The sequence below is a fragment of the Streptomyces sp. NPDC001709 genome, assembly GCF_053596375.1.
This window is the reverse complement of sequence record NZ_JBSFGB010000013.1, coordinates 224,651-240,038: the sequence shown is the minus strand read 5'-3', so window position 1 is coordinate 240,038 and position 15,388 is coordinate 224,651. Positions and strand designations below refer to the sequence as shown.

The 15,388-nt window shown below is 70.9% G+C and carries 12 protein-coding genes; 5 read left to right on the top strand and 7 right to left on the bottom strand.

The annotated features are described in order from the left end of the window. The first annotated feature begins 165 nt into the window (after positions 1-165). The 3 genes from ACWC0C_RS21085 (at position 166) to ACWC0C_RS21075 (ending at position 3,513) form a co-directional block, all read left to right on the top strand. On the top strand, positions 166-855 hold the full coding sequence (locus ACWC0C_RS21085; protein WP_450865225.1) for a hypothetical protein: 690 nt from the start codon (positions 166-168) through the stop codon (positions 853-855). An 80-nt stretch (positions 856-935) separates the two neighbouring features. Beyond that, the gene (locus tag ACWC0C_RS21080) at positions 936-1,748 is read left to right on the top strand and encodes a thioredoxin domain-containing protein (protein WP_450865224.1); all 813 of its coding nucleotides are present in this window, start codon (positions 936-938) and stop codon (positions 1,746-1,748) included. 94 nt (positions 1,749-1,842) lie between these two features. Continuing rightward, positions 1,843-3,513, top strand: a complete 1,671-nt coding sequence (locus ACWC0C_RS21075; protein WP_450865223.1) for an alkaline phosphatase D family protein — start codon at positions 1,843-1,845, stop codon at positions 3,511-3,513. Between the two features lie 6 nt (positions 3,514-3,519). Here ACWC0C_RS21075 and ACWC0C_RS21070 read toward each other — a convergent pair whose 3' ends face one another. Further along, entirely contained in the window at positions 3,520-4,098 is a 579-nt protein-coding gene (locus ACWC0C_RS21070; protein WP_450865222.1) for a dienelactone hydrolase family protein, read from the bottom strand. Between the two features lie 105 nt (positions 4,099-4,203). On the opposite strand from ACWC0C_RS21070, the gene ACWC0C_RS21065 reads away from it, so the two are divergent. Continuing rightward, the gene (locus ACWC0C_RS21065; protein ID WP_450865221.1) at positions 4,204-5,277 is read left to right on the top strand and encodes a mechanosensitive ion channel family protein; all 1,074 of its coding nucleotides are present in this window, start codon (positions 4,204-4,206) and stop codon (positions 5,275-5,277) included. Here ACWC0C_RS21065 and ACWC0C_RS21060 read toward each other — a convergent pair. From ACWC0C_RS21060 to ACWC0C_RS21035, 6 genes are all read right to left on the bottom strand, one after another. Beyond that, positions 5,249-5,989, bottom strand: a complete 741-nt coding sequence (locus ACWC0C_RS21060) for an SDR family NAD(P)-dependent oxidoreductase (protein WP_449196053.1) — start codon at positions 5,987-5,989, stop codon at positions 5,249-5,251. The genes ACWC0C_RS21065 and ACWC0C_RS21060 overlap by 29 nt on opposite strands. Before the next feature lie 104 nt (positions 5,990-6,093). After that, complete coding sequence (locus tag ACWC0C_RS21055) at positions 6,094-7,680, bottom strand: Na+/H+ antiporter (protein WP_450865220.1); 1,587 nt, start codon at positions 7,678-7,680, stop codon at positions 6,094-6,096. Between the two features lie 95 nt (positions 7,681-7,775). Then, positions 7,776-8,243, bottom strand: coding sequence for a GNAT family N-acetyltransferase (locus ACWC0C_RS21050; RefSeq protein WP_450865219.1), 468 nt, complete (start codon positions 8,241-8,243; stop codon positions 7,776-7,778). Continuing rightward, the gene (locus tag ACWC0C_RS21045) at positions 8,240-9,184 is read right to left on the bottom strand and encodes an RluA family pseudouridine synthase (protein ID WP_449196056.1); all 945 of its coding nucleotides are present in this window, start codon (positions 9,182-9,184) and stop codon (positions 8,240-8,242) included. Before ACWC0C_RS21045 ends, ACWC0C_RS21050 begins: the two co-directional genes overlap by 4 nt. 73 nt (positions 9,185-9,257) lie before the next feature. Then, positions 9,258-9,902 (bottom strand): signal peptidase II, encoded by a 645-nt coding sequence (lspA, locus tag ACWC0C_RS21040; RefSeq protein WP_449196057.1) that lies wholly within the window; start codon positions 9,900-9,902, stop codon positions 9,258-9,260. A gap of 59 nt (positions 9,903-9,961) precedes the next feature. Then, the gene (locus ACWC0C_RS21035) at positions 9,962-11,500 is read right to left on the bottom strand and encodes a TraR/DksA C4-type zinc finger protein (protein WP_450865218.1); all 1,539 of its coding nucleotides are present in this window, start codon (positions 11,498-11,500) and stop codon (positions 9,962-9,964) included. A gap of 596 nt (positions 11,501-12,096) precedes the next feature. On the opposite strand from ACWC0C_RS21035, the gene ileS reads away from it, so the two are divergent. Further along, a complete protein-coding gene (gene ileS, locus ACWC0C_RS21030; RefSeq protein WP_450865217.1) occupies positions 12,097-15,240 on the top strand; it encodes an isoleucine--tRNA ligase in 3,144 nt (1,047 codons plus the stop codon). The last annotated feature ends 148 nt before the right edge of the window (positions 15,241-15,388 follow it).

Here is a 15,388-nt window from a genome sequence, read left to right as displayed (position 1 = left end):
CCAACAGACCGCCACCCTCGACGACGCCATTCGAGCGTGAACACCGACAACGCCACACACCTCGACGTGCTACGGCCAACCATGCACGAGGTCGTAACCTTCGCGCACTCACAGGCACCCTTTAGGGGTCCCTTAACCGCCTACGTGACAGACTCTTCTCTCGCTATGGACATATCCGGGACCCAGCTCAGAGCCGTGCGCGCGGCGCTGTTCACGGCTGTCGTCGTGACCCTCAGCACCGCGTCGCACGTGCTGCTGTCGCAGGCCCCGCTGCCGGTGACGACCGTGCTGGCGGTCACCGCCGGCGTGTTCGCCACCGCGTACGCGCTGGCGGGCCGCGAGCGTGGCTTCGGCCGGATCGCGGCCCTGCTGGTCCCGCTGGAACTGGCCGCCGACACGGTGTTCACCACCGGCCAGAACACCTGTTACGGCCGGGCGGGCGGGCCGGTCGCCGGGCCGCTGCACGCGTTCGGCTTCGACGTGCTGTGCCGGGGCGGTGCCGTCGGCTCCCCGCTGGCCCAGATGGCCGGGGCCCACGGCCGTCCCGAGGCGCTGCTCGCGCACGCCAGCCCGGCGGCCGCCTGGCTGCTGCTCAGCGCGCACGTCGGCGTGGGCCTGCTCGCCGCCGCCTGGCTGCGCCGGGGCGAGCGGGCGCTGGTGCAGCTGCTGCGCGCGGTCGCCGCCACCACCTTCCGGCCGCTGCTGCTCGCGGTGGCCGCGGTCGCCGTCCGGCTGACCCCGGCCCGCCGGCTGCCGCGCCCGGCCCCGCGCCGGGCCGCCGCCCGCGACCGGCTTCTCGTGCACTCCCTGGGACGGCGTGGACCGCCGTGCTCGCCCGCCCTCGCCGCCGGCTGAGCGGCGAGAGCTGAGCACACCCAGTCCCCCACACGTATCCCGCGTACGGCATGTGCGCGTCCCACACGGAGATCACCAACATGAGCAAGCGGAACAGCCAGACGGCGAAGACGGCGGCCCGGGAGCGGCTGCGCCAGGAGCGCGAGCGGCAGGCCAAGCGCGACAAGGCCAAGCGGCAGGTCATCGTGGCCGCCTCGGTCGTGGCCGTGCTGGCCGCGGCCGGCGGCATCGGCTATGCCGTCGTCCAGGCGAACAAGCCCACCGGGTGGGACGCCGCGAAGTCCAAGACGCTCGTGAAGCCGGCCAACACCACGGGCACGGACGGCACCACCGTCGTCATCGGCAAGAGCACCGCCAAGAAGACCCTCACCATCTACGAGGACCCGCGCTGCCCGGTCTGCGCACAGTTCGAGCAGGCCGTCGGCCCGACGGTGAAGAAGGGCATCGACGACGGCAAGTTCCAGCTCCACTACGTCGGTGCGACCTTCCTCGACAAGAACCTGCCCGGCGTGGGCTCCAAGAACGCGCTCAGCGCCCTCGGCGCCGCGCTCAACGTCAGCCCCGAGGCGTTCCTCGAGTACAAGGCCGCGATGTACTCGCCGAAGTGGCACCCCGAGGAGACCGACGACAAGTTCAAGGACGACGCCTATCTGATCAAGATCGCCGACACGGTGCCCGCACTGAAGGGCAACGCGGCGTTCCAGAAGGCCGTGAAGGACGGCACGTACGACCGGTGGGCGCTGGAGGAGTCCAAGATCTTCGACAAGGACGGCATATCGGGCACGCCGACCCTGAAGATGGACGGCAAGACGCTGACAGGCCCCGACGGCAAGAACCCGCCCATGACCGTGGCCGACTTCAACAAGACCCTCGACGCGGCCCTCAAGGGCTGACGGCTCGGCGGAATCCGACCTTCCCGTGAAGAGCGGGCGAACATTGGGAGTTCGCCCGCTCTAGCGTGCGTACCGGCCAGTAACCTGATCGGCCGTGACCAGTCGCAAAAGATCACTTCCGGCCATCGAAGGCCTGAACTCCCTCTCTCCCCGCCGCCGTACGGTCGTCAAGGCCGCGGCGGCGACCGCTGTCCTGGCCGGCCCGCTCGCCGCCGCGCTTCCGGCGCGCGCCGACGGCCAGGCACCCGCCTTCCTGCACGGTGTCGCCTCCGGCGACCCGCTGCCCGACGGCATCCTGCTGTGGACCCGGGTGACCCCGACCTCGGAGGCCGTACCGGGCTCCGGGGTGGGCCCGGACACCGAGGTGGACTGGGTCGTCGCCAAGGACAAGGCGTTCACCAGCATCGTCGCCAAGGGCTCGGTGACCGCGACCGCCGCCTCCGACCACACCGTGAAGGCCGACGTCCGCGGTCTGCAGCCGGCGACCGACTACTGGTTCCGGTTCTCGGCCGGCGGCACCGACTCCCCGGTGGCGCGCACGCGCACCGCGCCCGCTGCGGACGCGGCCGTGTCCGGACTGCGGTTCGGCGTCGTCACCTGCGCCAACTGGGAGGCCGGCTACTTCGCCGCGTACCGCCACCTGGCGGCCCGTAACGACCTGGACGCCTGGCTGCACCTCGGCGACTACATCTACGAGTACAAGTCCGGCGAGTACGCGGCGCGCGGCACGGTCGTCCGGCCGCACGCGCCGGCCAACGAGATCATCACGCTCGCCGACTACCGGATCCGGCACGCGAAGTACAAGACCGACCCCGATCTGCAGGCACTGCACCTGAAGGCGCCGGTCGTCGCGATCTGGGACGACCACGAGTTCGCCGACAACGCCTGGTCGGGCGGCGCGGTCAATCACACCGAGGGCGCCGAGGGCACCTGGACCGCCCGCAAGGCGGCCGCCAAGCAGGCCTACTTCGAGTGGATGCCGGTGCGCCCCGCGATCGAGGGCACCACCTACCGGCGGCTGCGCTTCGGCAAGCTCGCCGACCTGTCGCTGCTGGACCTGCGCTCCTTCCGCTCCCAGCAGGCGTCCGCCGGCAGCGGCTCGGTGGACGACCCGAACCGTACGATCGCCGGCCGGGCCCAACTCGACTGGCTGAAGGCCGGGTTGAAGGCCTCCGACACCAAGTGGCGGCTGGTCGGCAACTCGGTGATGATCGCGCCGTTCGTCATCGGCTCCCTCACCGCCGACCTGCTCAAGCCGCTCGCCAAGCTGCTCGGCCTGCCGCAGGACGGCATCGGCGTCAACACCGACCAGTGGGACGGCTACACGCACGACCGCCGCGAGCTCCTCGACCACCTGCGCTCGAACGCCATCGGCAACACCGTCTTCCTGACCGGGGACATCCACATGTCCTGGGCCAACGACGTGCCGGTGGACGCGGGCACCTATCCGCTGTCGCCGTCGGCGGCCACCGAGTTCGTGATCACCTCGGTGACCTCCGACAACCTCGACGACATCGTCAAGGTCCCCGAGGGCACGGTCTCCGCCGTCACCGCGCCGCTCATCGAGGCCGCCAACCGGCACGTCCACTGGGTGGACACCGACCGGCACGGCTACGGCGTGCTGGACATCACCAACGACCGCGCGCAGATGGACTACTACGTCCTGTCCGACCGCACCGACCAGAACGCGACCTCCAAGTGGGTGCGCTCCTACCGCACCCGCAGCGGCACCCAGAAGGTCGAGCGGACCTACGACCCGGTGTAGGAGCGGCTACTCGGACCGCAGGCCGTCGAGGAAGCCGAGCGCCACCCGCCAGGTGGCCTCGGCGGCCTCGGCGTCGTAGTCCGGCAGCTCGTAGTCGGTGTAGAGGTGCCCGGCGCCGGCGTACCGGTAGACCTCCACATCCGCACCGGCCCGGCCCATCTGCAGATACCAGGCGGTCAGCCAGTCGTCCGTCTCGAACGGGTCCGGCTCGGCCACATGCAGCTGCACCGGCAGCTCGTCCACGTGCGCCGTCGGCGCGATGTCCGACGTGCCGTGCAGAAGCAGCAGCCCGCGCGCCTTGTCGTCGCCGAGGGCGAGGGTCTGGGCGATGGAGGCGCCGAGTGAGAACCCGGCGTACACCAGCCCGCGCTCCGAGTACGCAGCCGCCGCCAGCACGGCCCGCTTCAGCAGCTCCTCCTTGCCGATCGACTCCTCGAACTCCATGCCTTCCTCGACGGTGTCGAACGTACGCCCCTCGAAGAGGTCCGGCGTCCACACCTCGTGGCCCGCCGTGCGCAGCCGGTCCGCGGCGTCGCGCACCGCGGGCCTGAGGCCGTAGGTCGAGTGAAAAAGCATGATGTTCATGAGGCCATGGTGCCAGCCGGTACGACACCCGCCGAGCCGCCGTACCCCGGAACACACCCGAACTCACATGTTCACGCCCGCCGGGCACCGGTTAGGAGCGCAGGCATGGAGAACGTACTCCGCCCTGTGATCGTGATCGGCGGCGCCGTGCTGCTCACCCTGGCCATCGGCTGGGCCACCGACCGGCTGCTGCGCAAGGCCGACGCACGCGACCACGAGACACCGCTGTGGGAGCTGCTGCGCCGCGGCCGCGTCCCCTACCAGCTGGTGCTGTGCACCGCCCTGCTCCGGGGGTCGTACGACCAGGCGAAGCTGCTGGAACGGCACCAGGTCGGCATCGGCCGCATACTGACGCTGGTGCTGATCGGCTCCGCCGCCTGGCTGGCGATCCGGATCGCCGCGGCGGTCGTCGAGACCTCCTACAGCCGCTACGCCCGCGTGCACCGGGACCCGGCTCGGGTGCGCAGGGTGCGCACCCAGGTGGAGCTGATCATGCGGGTGGTGTCCGCGATCGTCATCGTCGTGGCGATCGCCTCCATGCTGCTGACGTTCCCGGCGATGCGCGCGGCCGGCGCCTCGCTGCTGGCTTCGGCGGGCATCCTCGGCATCGTGGCCGGCGTCGCCGCCCAGTCGACCCTGTCCAATATGTTCGCCGGGCTGCAGATCGCCTTCGGTGACATGGTGCGCATCGGCGACACGGTCGTCGTGGACGGCGAGTGGGGCACGGTCGAGGAGATCACCCTGACCTTTCTGACGGTATGCACCTGGGACGAGCGCCGGATCACCATGCCGGTGTCGTACTTCACCTCCAAACCCTTCGAGAACTGGTCGCGGGGCAGCCCGCAGATGACCGGCACCGTCTTCTGGCACGTGGACCACAGCGCGCCCGTCGAGGCGATGCGCGAGAAGCTGCGCGACATCCTGCGCGAGAGCCCGGCCTGGGACGGCCGCGCCTACGGCCTGGTGGTGACGGACAGCACGCCGAACACCATCCAGGTGCGGGCCCTGGTGACCGCGAAGGACGCCGACGACATCTGGACGGTGCGGGTCACGGTCCGCGAGCAGATGATCCTCTGGCTGGCGAGCGAGCACCCCCATGCGCTGCCCCGCGTCAACACCTCCGAGGCGGTGCGACCTCCCGCGGAGCCCGTCAGCGCCCGCGCTCCGCACCACCGTTGACCTGGACGACCTGTGAGGTGACATGCCCGGCACCGGGCGAGGCCAGCCAGTGCAGGGTCGCGGCCACGTCTCCCGGTATCCCGGCGCGGCCGGTCACCGTGTCGGCGATGAGCCGGGCCCGCCGGGCCTCGTCCATGCTGTCGCCGAAGAACTCGGTGTCCTCGATGTATCCCGGCGCGACCACGTTCACGGTGATGCCGCGCGGGCCCAGCTCCCGGGCCAGGTCGTGCGCGTAGGGGTGCAGCCCGGCCTTGGCCGCGGCGTACGCGCCGGTGCCCGAGCCCCGGTAGGCGGCGATGGAACTGATGAAGAGCACCCGGCCGCCGGGCTCGGCGAGCCGGTCCTTGAGCGCTTCGGTGAGGAGCACAGCGGTCAGGACGTTCTGCCGGAAGTTGACGGTCCAGTTGTGCGCCACCTGGTCGAGGGGGTCGTCGCTGCCGGCCGCGGGCTCCAGATACCCGGCGCCGCCGGCGCCGTGCACCAGGACGTCGACGGTGCCCAGCTCGTCGGCGACGAACCTGGCCACGCCGCGCACCTGCCCGGGATCGGCGAGATCCGCCGCATGCGTCAGCGCGCCGGGCACCCCGGCCTTCTCCAGCACCTGCGCGCGCCGCCCGAGCAGCAGCACCCTGTCTCCGTCCGCCGCGAACGTCTGCGCCGTCGCCAGCCCGATCCCTGTACCGCCACCACTGATCACGATGTTGCGAGTCATGATCCGAGCGTAGGAGCCGACCGCCGTCGATGCCCGGATTTATCCACAGGTCCGGCACGTTTATATGACTATTCACGCACATGGATCAGCTTCGTCCACAGGGATCACCGCAGACTGCGGACATCGAGATGCCTGAGCACCCGATCCACGATCTCCGGATCCGCCCCCGGCTCGCTCCGCGCCGCCAGAACCTCGTGCCGCGCCGCGCTCAGCATCTCGTTCTGGATGTTCCGGATCCGCTTGAGCCGCTTGACCCGCTGGTACTGCGCCTCCCGCCGCTCCTCCTCCCCGATGTCGGGACTGATCCGGATCCCGATGTCGGAGGCGCGGCGCAGCATCTGCTCGGACAGCTCCTCGGGCAGGTCCTCCACCTGCTCGATCTCCCGCAGCCTGCGCTTGGCCGCCTTCGTCGCCCGCACCGCCAGCTCCTTCTCGAACTCCTTCTCCCGCTCGGAGTCGGCCTGCACCCCGAGCCACCCGACCAGTGACGGCAGCGTGAGCCCCTGCAGGACCAGCGTGACGATGATGACCCCGAAGGCGATGAAGACGATCTCGTCGCGGTCGGGGAAGGGCGATCCGGCGTCGGTCTTCAGCGGGACGGCCAGCGCCAGCGCCACCGAGGCCACCCCGCGCATCCCCGACCACCACATCACGACGGTCTCCCGCCGGCTCACCGGGATCTCCTCGTCGTAGTCCCGCCGCGCGTGCAGCCGCTTGGTCAGCCAGGTCGCGGGCAGCAGCCACACCAGCCGTACGACGATCACCACGCCCACGACGGCGGCGGCCCAGCCGAGCATCTCGCCCCAGCGTCCCTGGGCCGTGCGGATGGCGTGGTGCAGCTCGAGGCCGATGAGCCCGAACGCGACGCCCGTGACGAGGGTGTCGATGATGTCCCAGAAGGTGTGCCCGGCCAGCCGGGTCATCACGTCGTCGGCGTCGGTGGCGTACTCGGCGAGGAAGAGCGCCGTGGTGAGCACCGCGAGCACCCCGGAGCCGTGCAGCTTCTCCGCGAGGACGTAGGAGGCGTACGGCACCAGCAGGGTCATGCCGATCTGCAGCGTCGGATCGCCCAGCAGGTCCATCAGCCTGTTCGCGCCCCAGCCGAGCACCAGGCCCACGACCACCGCGACGACGGCCGACAGCACCAGGTCGAGTCCCGCCCGCCACGCCGAGAACGAGCCGCTCACGGCCGCGGCGATCGCCACGTGGTATAGCACGATGGCCGTGACGTCGTTGAAGAGCCCCTCGCCCTCCAGGATCGACACCAGACGGCGCGGCAGCCCGAGCTGCCCGGCGACGCTGGTCGCGGCGACCGGGTCGGGCGGGGCGATCAGCGCGCCGAGCGCGACGGCCGCGGCGATCGGCAGCCCCGGCACGATCGCGCCTGCGACGAACGCCACGCACACCGTCGTCACGAACACCAGGGCCACGGCCAGCAGGAAGATCGGGCGGATGTTGGCCGCGAACTGCCGCCAGGAGGTGCGCCGTACGGCGGCGTAGAGCAGCGGCGGCAGCAGCCCGGGCAGGATCAGGTCCGGCGGGATGTTCACATCGGGTACGAAGTCGGCCACCGCGAGGATGCCGCCGAACACCGTCATCAGCACCGGCGCCGGCACCCTGAACCGGTCCCCCACCGGGACGCTCACCAGGGCCCCGAGCAGCAGGACGAACAACAGGGCCAACTGATCCACGGCCGGCGCTCCGGGGGTCGACGATCACACGTCAGGCCTCAAGCCTGCCATCCGGCCGTCGGGAACGCCTGCCGCCGCCTGGCCCGGCGCCAGGCCTACAGGGCGCGGCGCATCGCCCGGTGCGGGATGCCGGCGTCCGGGAACTCCGGGCCGTACGCCACGTAGCCGAGGCGCTCGTAGAAGCCCAGCGCGTGGGTCTGCGCGTGCAGATCCACCGCGGCGAGGCCACGCACGCGTGCCGCGTCCTCGATGGCCCGCACCAGGGCCACGCCGACGCCGAGCCCGCGGGCCTCGCGGGTGACGGCGAGCCGCCCCAGGGAGCCCACCGAGGCGTCCACGCCGGTCTTCGCGGCCGCGGCCTCGCCGTGCAGCAGCCGACCGGTGCCGAGCGGCACTCCGTCCTCGCGGACCGCCAGCACATGCACGGCCAGGGCGTCGTAGGCGTCGTACTCGATGGCCTCGTCGACGCCCTGCTCCAGGACGAAGACCGCCTTGCGGACCGCGAAGCAGGCCTCGCGGTCGGCCGGTTGCGCGGCGATCCGGACCGTGTACGGCACGCTCACGCGTACGTCTCCTCGCGGACCTGGTCGAGGGCCTTCTGCAGGTCCGCGGGGTAGTCGCTCTCGAATTCCACCCACTGGCCGTCCGCGGGGTGCTCGAAGCCGAGGCGCACGGCGTGCAGCCACTGGCGGGTCAGCCGCAGCCGCTTGGCGAGGGTCGGGTCGGCGCCGTAGGTGAGGTCGCCGACGCAGGGGTGGCGGTGGGCGGCCATGTGGACACGGATCTGGTGGGTGCGGCCGGTCTCCAGCTTCACGTCCAGCAGCGAGGCGGCGCGGAACGCCTCGATGAGGTCGTAGTGCGTCACCGAGGGCTTGCCCTCGGCCGTGACCGCCCACTTGTAGTCGTGGTTCGGGTGGCGGCCGATCGGCGCGTCGATCGTGCCGCTCGTCGGGTCCGGGTGGCCCTGGACGAGGGTGTGGTAGCGCTTGTCGACCGTGCGCTCCTTGAACTGGCGCTTGAGCGAGGTGTACGCCCGCTCCGACTTGGCGACCACCATCAGGCCCGAGGTGCCGACGTCCAGGCGGTGCACGATGCCCTGGCGCTCGGCGGCGCCGGAGGTGGAGATCCGGTAGCCGGCGGCGGCCAGACCGCCGATCACGGTGGGGCCGCTCCAGCCCGGCGACGGGTGCGCGGCCACGCCGACCGGCTTGACGATCACGACCACGTCATCGTCGTCGTGCACGATCTCCATGCCCTCGACCGGCTCGGCGACCACCTGCACCGGCGCGGGCGCCTGCGGCATCTCGACCTCGAGCCAGGCGCCGCCGCGCACCCGCTCGGACTTGCCGACCACCGTGCCGTCGACCTGGACCTTGCCGGCCGCGGCCAGCTCCGCCGCCTTGGTGCGGGAGAAGCCGAACATGCGGGAGATGGCGGCGTCGACGCGCTCGCCCTCCAGGCCGTCGGGCACGGGCAGGGTACGGATCTCGGGAAGCGTGCTCACCCGTCGAGTATGCCGGACGGTCGGAACCGGCCCGACCGAGCCTGTGGAAAACCGGCTGCGGAAGCCGCCGGTCTCAGTCCTTGTGGACGGTGCCGTCCGGGTCGAGACCCCGGAAGGACAGCAGCACGATCAGGATGCCGCCGCACACGATCGCGGAGTCCGCCAGGTTGAACACGGCGAAGCCCTTGGGCGCGATGAAGTCCACGACCTTGCCCTCGAAGACGCCGGGCGAGCGGAAGATCCGGTCGGTGAGGTTGCCGAGGGCGCCGCCGAGCAGCAGGCCGAGCGCGATGGCCCACGGGTAGCTGTAGAGCTTGCGGGCCAGGCGGATGATCACCACGATCACGGCCGCGGCGATCAGCGTGAAGATGATCGTGAAGGCCGCGCCGACGCCGAAGGCCGCGCCCGGGTTGCGGATGGCGTTCAGCTCCAGCCAGTCCCCGATGAGCTTGATCGGCGCATGGCCCTCCAGCTTGGCGACCACGAGCGTCTTGCTGATCAGGTCGAGGGCGTAGGCGAAGGCGGCCACCGCGAACAGCAGGGCGATCCGGCGTCCGCGGCGGCCCCGCACCTGCGCCGGGGCCTGCTGCTCGCCCGTGCCGGACGCACCGGCCGTGGCGGGCGCGCCGGAGCCGGCGGGTGATCCGGCCGCCGCTGTCTGCTCGCCGCTGTCGTCCGGGGTGTCCGGCGTACCGATGATGCGCTCCGCCTCTGCCACGTGAGTCCCTCAACCTAGGTGCCTGACTGAGGACGAGACTACGGCACGGCCCCACGCACTCAGGAGCGGCGTTCCTGCTTCTGCTTGCACTCGACGCACAGTGTGGCCCTCGGAAAGGCCTGCATCCGGGCCTTGCCGATGGGGTTGCCGCAGTTCTCGCACAGGCCGTAGGTACCCGCGTCCAGCCGTTCCAGGGCACGCTCGGTCTGGATCAGCATCTCGCGCGCGCTCGCGGCCAGCGCCAGCTCGTGCTCGCGCGTAATGTTCTTGGCGCCGATGTCGGCCTGGTCGTCTCCCGCGCCGTCCCCGGAGTCCCGCATCAGCCCCGCGAGGGACGTTTCGGAGGAGCTGATCTCCTCCTGCAGCCGCTCCGCCTCGGACAGCAGCTCGGCACGGGCCTCGGCGACCTCTTCCGGGGTCCAGGGGTCCTCGCCGGGGCGCACCGCCAGCTCGCCGGGCTCCGCCGCGGCGACCCGCGCCTTGGGAACGGCGGTCTCCGCCGTGGCCGTGCCAGGAGTCTTCTTCGCAACCACTGTCGTGGCTCCCGTCTGCTTCGCGGCCCGCGCCGCGCCCGCTTTCTTGGCCGTGCTCGTCTCGGCCGCCGCCTTCCTGCCGCCGGCCTTCCCGGCCACCGGCGCCTTGGCAGCGGTCTTCTTCGCGGCGGACTTCCTGGCAACCGTCTCCCCGCCGGCTGTCTCCTGTGCGTCCGCCTTCTTGCCGGCAGCCGCCTTCTTTCCGGCCGCCTTCCCCGCACCCACGTCCTTCGCTGCCGCCTTCTTGCCGACCGTCTCCTTCGCCTCGGACCTCTTGGCGGGGGACTTCGTGACAGCCGCCTTCTTGACAGCCGCCTCACTGGAACCCGCCTTCTTGACAGCCGCCTCGCTGGAACCCGCCTTCTTGACAGCCGCCTCGCTGGAACCCGTCTGCTTGGCAGCGGCCTTCTCAGCGGCCGTCCCCCTAGCGCTCGCCTGCTTGGCAGGCTTCTCCCTGGCCACGGCACTCTTGGCAGCCGCCTCCCCAGAGCCCGTCGCCTTGGCAGCCGCCTCCTTGGCGGCCGTCTCCTTGGCAGCCGCCTTCTCAGCGGCCGTCCCCCCAGCGCTCGCCTCCTTGGCAGCCGCCTCTTTGGCAGCCGTCGCCTTGGCAGCCGCCTCGCTGGATCCCGCCTGCTTGGCAGCCGCCTCCTTAGCAGGCTTCTCCTTGGCAGCCGCCTCCCTAGCAGGCTTCTCCTTGGCGGCCGTCTCCCTCACCGCAGTCTTCTTTGCGGCCGTTTTCCTGGCCGCTGGCTCCTTCGCGAGCGTTTTCCCGGCCGCTGGCTCCTTAGCGACCGCCTCTTGCCCAGCCGCCTCCCTCTCCTTCCCGGCCCTCTCCTTCCCGGCCGCCCCTCTCCCGACCGACTCTTCCCCAGCCGCCTCTCTCCCGGCCCTCTCCTTCGGCGCCTGCTTCTTCGCGGTCGGCTCGGTGCTTCTCCCTCCGGTCAACCGTTTCTTCCCGGCCGCTCCCTTGGCCTCGCCGTCGGAGGCGGCCGCGGTGCCGGAGGCGGCCGCGCCCCTGCGCCGGCCGGTTGCCGGCTGCTGTACGGCGGTCTTTTTCGCCACCATGGCCGCGGCCCCTTCACATATTGTGATCTTGCTCGCGAATCGTGCTGGGACGATAAATCGACTTGAGTCCGGCGGCAACGGGGCACACCGCCCGATTCGCCCGCCCGCACCCCCCGGGCAGCGGGCCTGCATCCGTTGTGCCCAGCTCCCCGCCGGGTAATCCGCCGGGCCGGGCCTGCCGCGACCCGAGCGCCCGCCACCTCGCCATTCGGGTCATCCCGGCCCCTCACCCCACCCGCGGCGGCGCCCCGCGGAAAACCGGTCCGCCGCTGTCCGCGCGGCGCCGTACACTGGGCGGAGCGAAAAGCATGGATGGGGACGAGTAGCGGCGTACGCAGCCCAGAGCGACCCGGGGACGGTGGAAGCCCGGGGGCGAGCGCGACGCGAAGATCACCCCGGAGCCGCCGGAAGAACATCCCGCGAGGATCAGTAGAACCGGCATCGCGACCCCAATGAGGGGGCTCACCGGCGTGTACGGCGCGGCGGAGGGCCAAGGAGGGTGGTACCGCGGGAGCGCGCCGCACACGGCGTAAGCAGGAACGAAGGCTCTCGTCCCTCCGACGGAAGGCAGCAAGTCCGTTGGAGGATGCTCGCAGATGACAGCGCCGACGTACCGCCAGGTGCCCGCACAGGTCGACCTGCCCGCTCTTGAGCACGCCGTGCTCGACTTCTGGCGCGAACAGAAGATCTTCGCCAAGAGCCTGGAGCAGTCCGAGGGCCGCCCCGAGTGGGTGTTCTACGAGGGCCCGCCCACCGCCAACGGCATGCCGGGCGCCCACCACATCGAGGCGCGCGTCTTCAAGGACGTCTTCCCGCGCTTCCGCACCATGCGCGGCTACCACGTGGCCCGCAAGGCCGGCTGGGACTGTCACGGCCTCCCGGTCGAGCTGACCGTCGAGAAGGAGCTGGGCTTCTCCGGCAAGCAGGACATCGAGGCGTACGGCATCGCCGAGTTCAACGCCAAGTGCCGGGAGTCGGTACTCCGGCACACCGACGCCTTCGCCGAGCTGACGACCCGCATGGGCTACTGGGTCGACCTCAACGACGCCTACGTCACCATGGACCCCGAGTACGTGGAGTCGGTGTGGTGGTCGCTGAAGGAGATCTTCAACAAGGGCCTGCTGGTCCAGGACCACCGCGTCGCCCCCTGGTGCCCGCGCTGCGGCACCGGTCTGTCCGACCACGAGCTGGCGCAGGGCTACGAGACGGTCGTCGACCCGTCCGTGTATGTCCGTTTCCCGCTCACCTCCGGTCCGCTCGCGGGCGAGGCCTCGCTCCTGGTGTGGACGACGACCCCCTGGACCCTGGTGTCCAACACGGCGGTCGCCGCGCACCCGGAGGTCACCTACGTCGTCGCCACCAACGGCGAGGAGAAGCTCGTCGTCGCCGAGCCGCTGCTCGCCAAGGCGCTGGGCGAGGGCTGGGAGCCGACGGGCCGGACCTTCACCGGCGCCGAGATGGAGCGCTGGACCTACCAACGTCCGTTCGAGCTCGTGGAGTTCCCGGAGCCGGCGCACTTCGTGGTGAACGCCGACTACGTGACGACCGAGGACGGTACGGGTCTGGTGCACCAGTCCCCCGCCTTCGGTGAGGACGACCTCAAGGTCTGCCGCGCCTACGGCCTGCCCGTGGTCAACCCGGTCCGCCCCGACGGCACCTTCGAGGAGGACGTGCCGCTGGTCGGCGGTGTCTTCTTCAAGAAGGCCGACGAAAAGCTCACCGAGGACCTCCAGCAGCGCGGCCTCCTCTTCCGGCACATCCCGTACGAGCACAGCTACCCGCACTGCTGGCGCTGCCACACCGCGCTGCTCTACTACGCGCAGCCCTCCTGGTACATCCGCACGACGGCGATCAAGGACCGTCTCATCCAGGAGAACGAGAAGACCAACTGGTTCCCGGAGACGGTCAAGCACGGCCGCTTCGGCGACTGGCTGAACAACAACATCGACTGGGCGCTGTCCCGCAACCGCTACTGGGGCACCCCGCTGCCGATCTGGCGCTGCGAGGAAGGCCACCTGACCTGTGTCGGCTCCCGCGCGGAGCTGACCGAGCTGTCCGGCACCGACCAGTCGAACCTGGACCCGCACCGCCCGTACATCGACGAGGTCACCTTCGCCTGCCCGCACGAGGGGTGCGCAACGACGGCCACGCGCGTGCCGGAGGTCATCGACGCCTGGTACGACTCCGGCTCGATGCCGTTCGCGCAGTGGGGCTACCCGTACAAGAACAAGGAGCTGTTCGAGAGCCGCTACCCGGCGCAGTTCATCTCCGAGGCGATCGACCAGACCCGCGGCTGGTTCTACACGCTGATGGCCGTCGGCACCCTGGTCTTCGACAAGTCGTCGTACGAGAACGTCGTCTGCCTGGGTCACATCCTCGCCGAGGACGGCCGCAAGATGTCCAAGCACCTGGGCAACATCCTGCAGCCGATCCCGCTCATGGACCAGCACGGCGCGGACGCGGTGCGCTGGTTCATGGCGGCCGGCGGCTCCCCGTGGGCGGCCCGCCGGGTCGGCCACGGCACCATCCAGGAGGTCGTCCGCAAGACCCTGCTGACGTACTGGAACACGGTCGCCTTCCAGGCGCTGTACGCCCGTACGTCGAACTGGGCGCCCAGCGCGGCGGACCCGGCCCCGGCGGAGCGTCCGCTGCTGGACCGCTGGCTGCTGTCCGAGCTGCACGCGCTGACCGACCAGGTGACGCAGTCCCTGGAGGCGTACGACACCCAGCGCGCCGGCAAGCTGCTGTCCGCCTTCGTCGACGACCTGTCCAACTGGTACGTCCGCCGCTCCCGCCGCCGCTTCTGGCAGGGCGACAAGGCCGCGCTGCGCACGCTGCACGAGGTGCTGGAGACGGTCACCAAGCTGATGGCGCCGATCACCCCGTTCATCACCGAGCGGGTGTGGCAGGACCTGGTCGTGCCGGTCGCCCCGGGCGCGCCGGAGTCGGTGCACCTGACCGCGTGGCCGGAGGCGGACCTGTCCGCGATCGACCCGGAGCTGTCCAGGCAGATGGTCCTGGTCCGCCGGCTGGTCGAGCTGGGCCGGGCCACGCGCGCGGAGTCGGGCGTCAAGACCCGTCAGCCGCTGTCCCGTGCGCTGATCGCCGCGACCGGTTTCGAGTCCCTGGACCCCGAGCTGCACACCCAGATCACCGAGGAGCTGAACGTCTCGTCGCTGGCGTCGCTGTCCGAGGTGGGCGGCAGCCTGGTGGACACCACCGCCAAGGCGAACTTCCGTGCGCTGGGCAAGCGGTTCGGCAAGCGGGTGCAGGACGTGGCCAAGGCGATCGCCGGTGCCGACGCGGCGGCCCTCTCCCTCGCCCTGCGTGCGGGCACGGCCACGGTGGAGGTCGACGGGGAGACGGTCACGCTCGCTCCCGACGAGGTGATCATCACCGAAACCCCGCGCGAGGGCTGGTCGGTGGCCTCCGACTCCGGTGCCACGGTCGCCCTGGACCTGGAGATCACCGAGGAGCTGCGGCAGGCCGGTCTGGCCCGTGACGCGATCCGGCTGATCCAGGAGGCGCGCAAGAACAGCGGGCTGGACGTGGCCGATCGGATCGCCCTGCGCTGGGCGTCGACCGACCCTGCGGTGATCGCTGCGCTGGCTGAGCACAGTGAGTTGATCGCCGACGAGGTTTTGGCCACCGACTTCGGGCAGGGTGAGGGCGACGACAGCTTTGGTGACACGTTCACCGAGGAAGGGCTGTCCCTCACGTTCCGGCTGCGGAAGGTGTAGGCGCCGAGTGGTGTGAGGAGGGCCCGGTCTCCGGTGGGAGGTCGGGCCCTCCTCATAGGGGTGCCGGTCGGTCACCCCGTCCGGCACCAGCAGGCTCAACACGCGTAAAAAGGGCGGGCCCCCGGACCGAAGTCCGGGGGCCCGCCCT

Coding starts and splice junctions, on each gene's coding strand:
- ACWC0C_RS21085 (WP_450865225.1), top strand. CDS start 166: ATGGACATATCCGGGACCCAGCTCAGAGCCGTGCGCGCGGCGCTGTTC.
- ACWC0C_RS21080 (WP_450865224.1), top strand. CDS start 936: ATGAGCAAGCGGAACAGCCAGACGGCGAAGACGGCGGCCCGGGAGCGG.
- ACWC0C_RS21070 (WP_450865222.1), bottom strand. CDS start 4,098: ATGAACATCATGCTTTTTCACTCGACCTACGGCCTCAGGCCCGCGGTG.
- ACWC0C_RS21065 (WP_450865221.1), top strand. CDS start 4,204: ATGGAGAACGTACTCCGCCCTGTGATCGTGATCGGCGGCGCCGTGCTG.
- ACWC0C_RS21060 (WP_449196053.1), bottom strand. CDS start 5,989: ATGACTCGCAACATCGTGATCAGTGGTGGCGGTACAGGGATCGGGCTG.
- ACWC0C_RS21035 (WP_450865218.1), bottom strand. CDS start 11,500: ATGGTGGCGAAAAAGACCGCCGTACAGCAGCCGGCAACCGGCCGGCGC.
- ileS (WP_450865217.1), top strand. CDS start 12,097: ATGACAGCGCCGACGTACCGCCAGGTGCCCGCACAGGTCGACCTGCCC.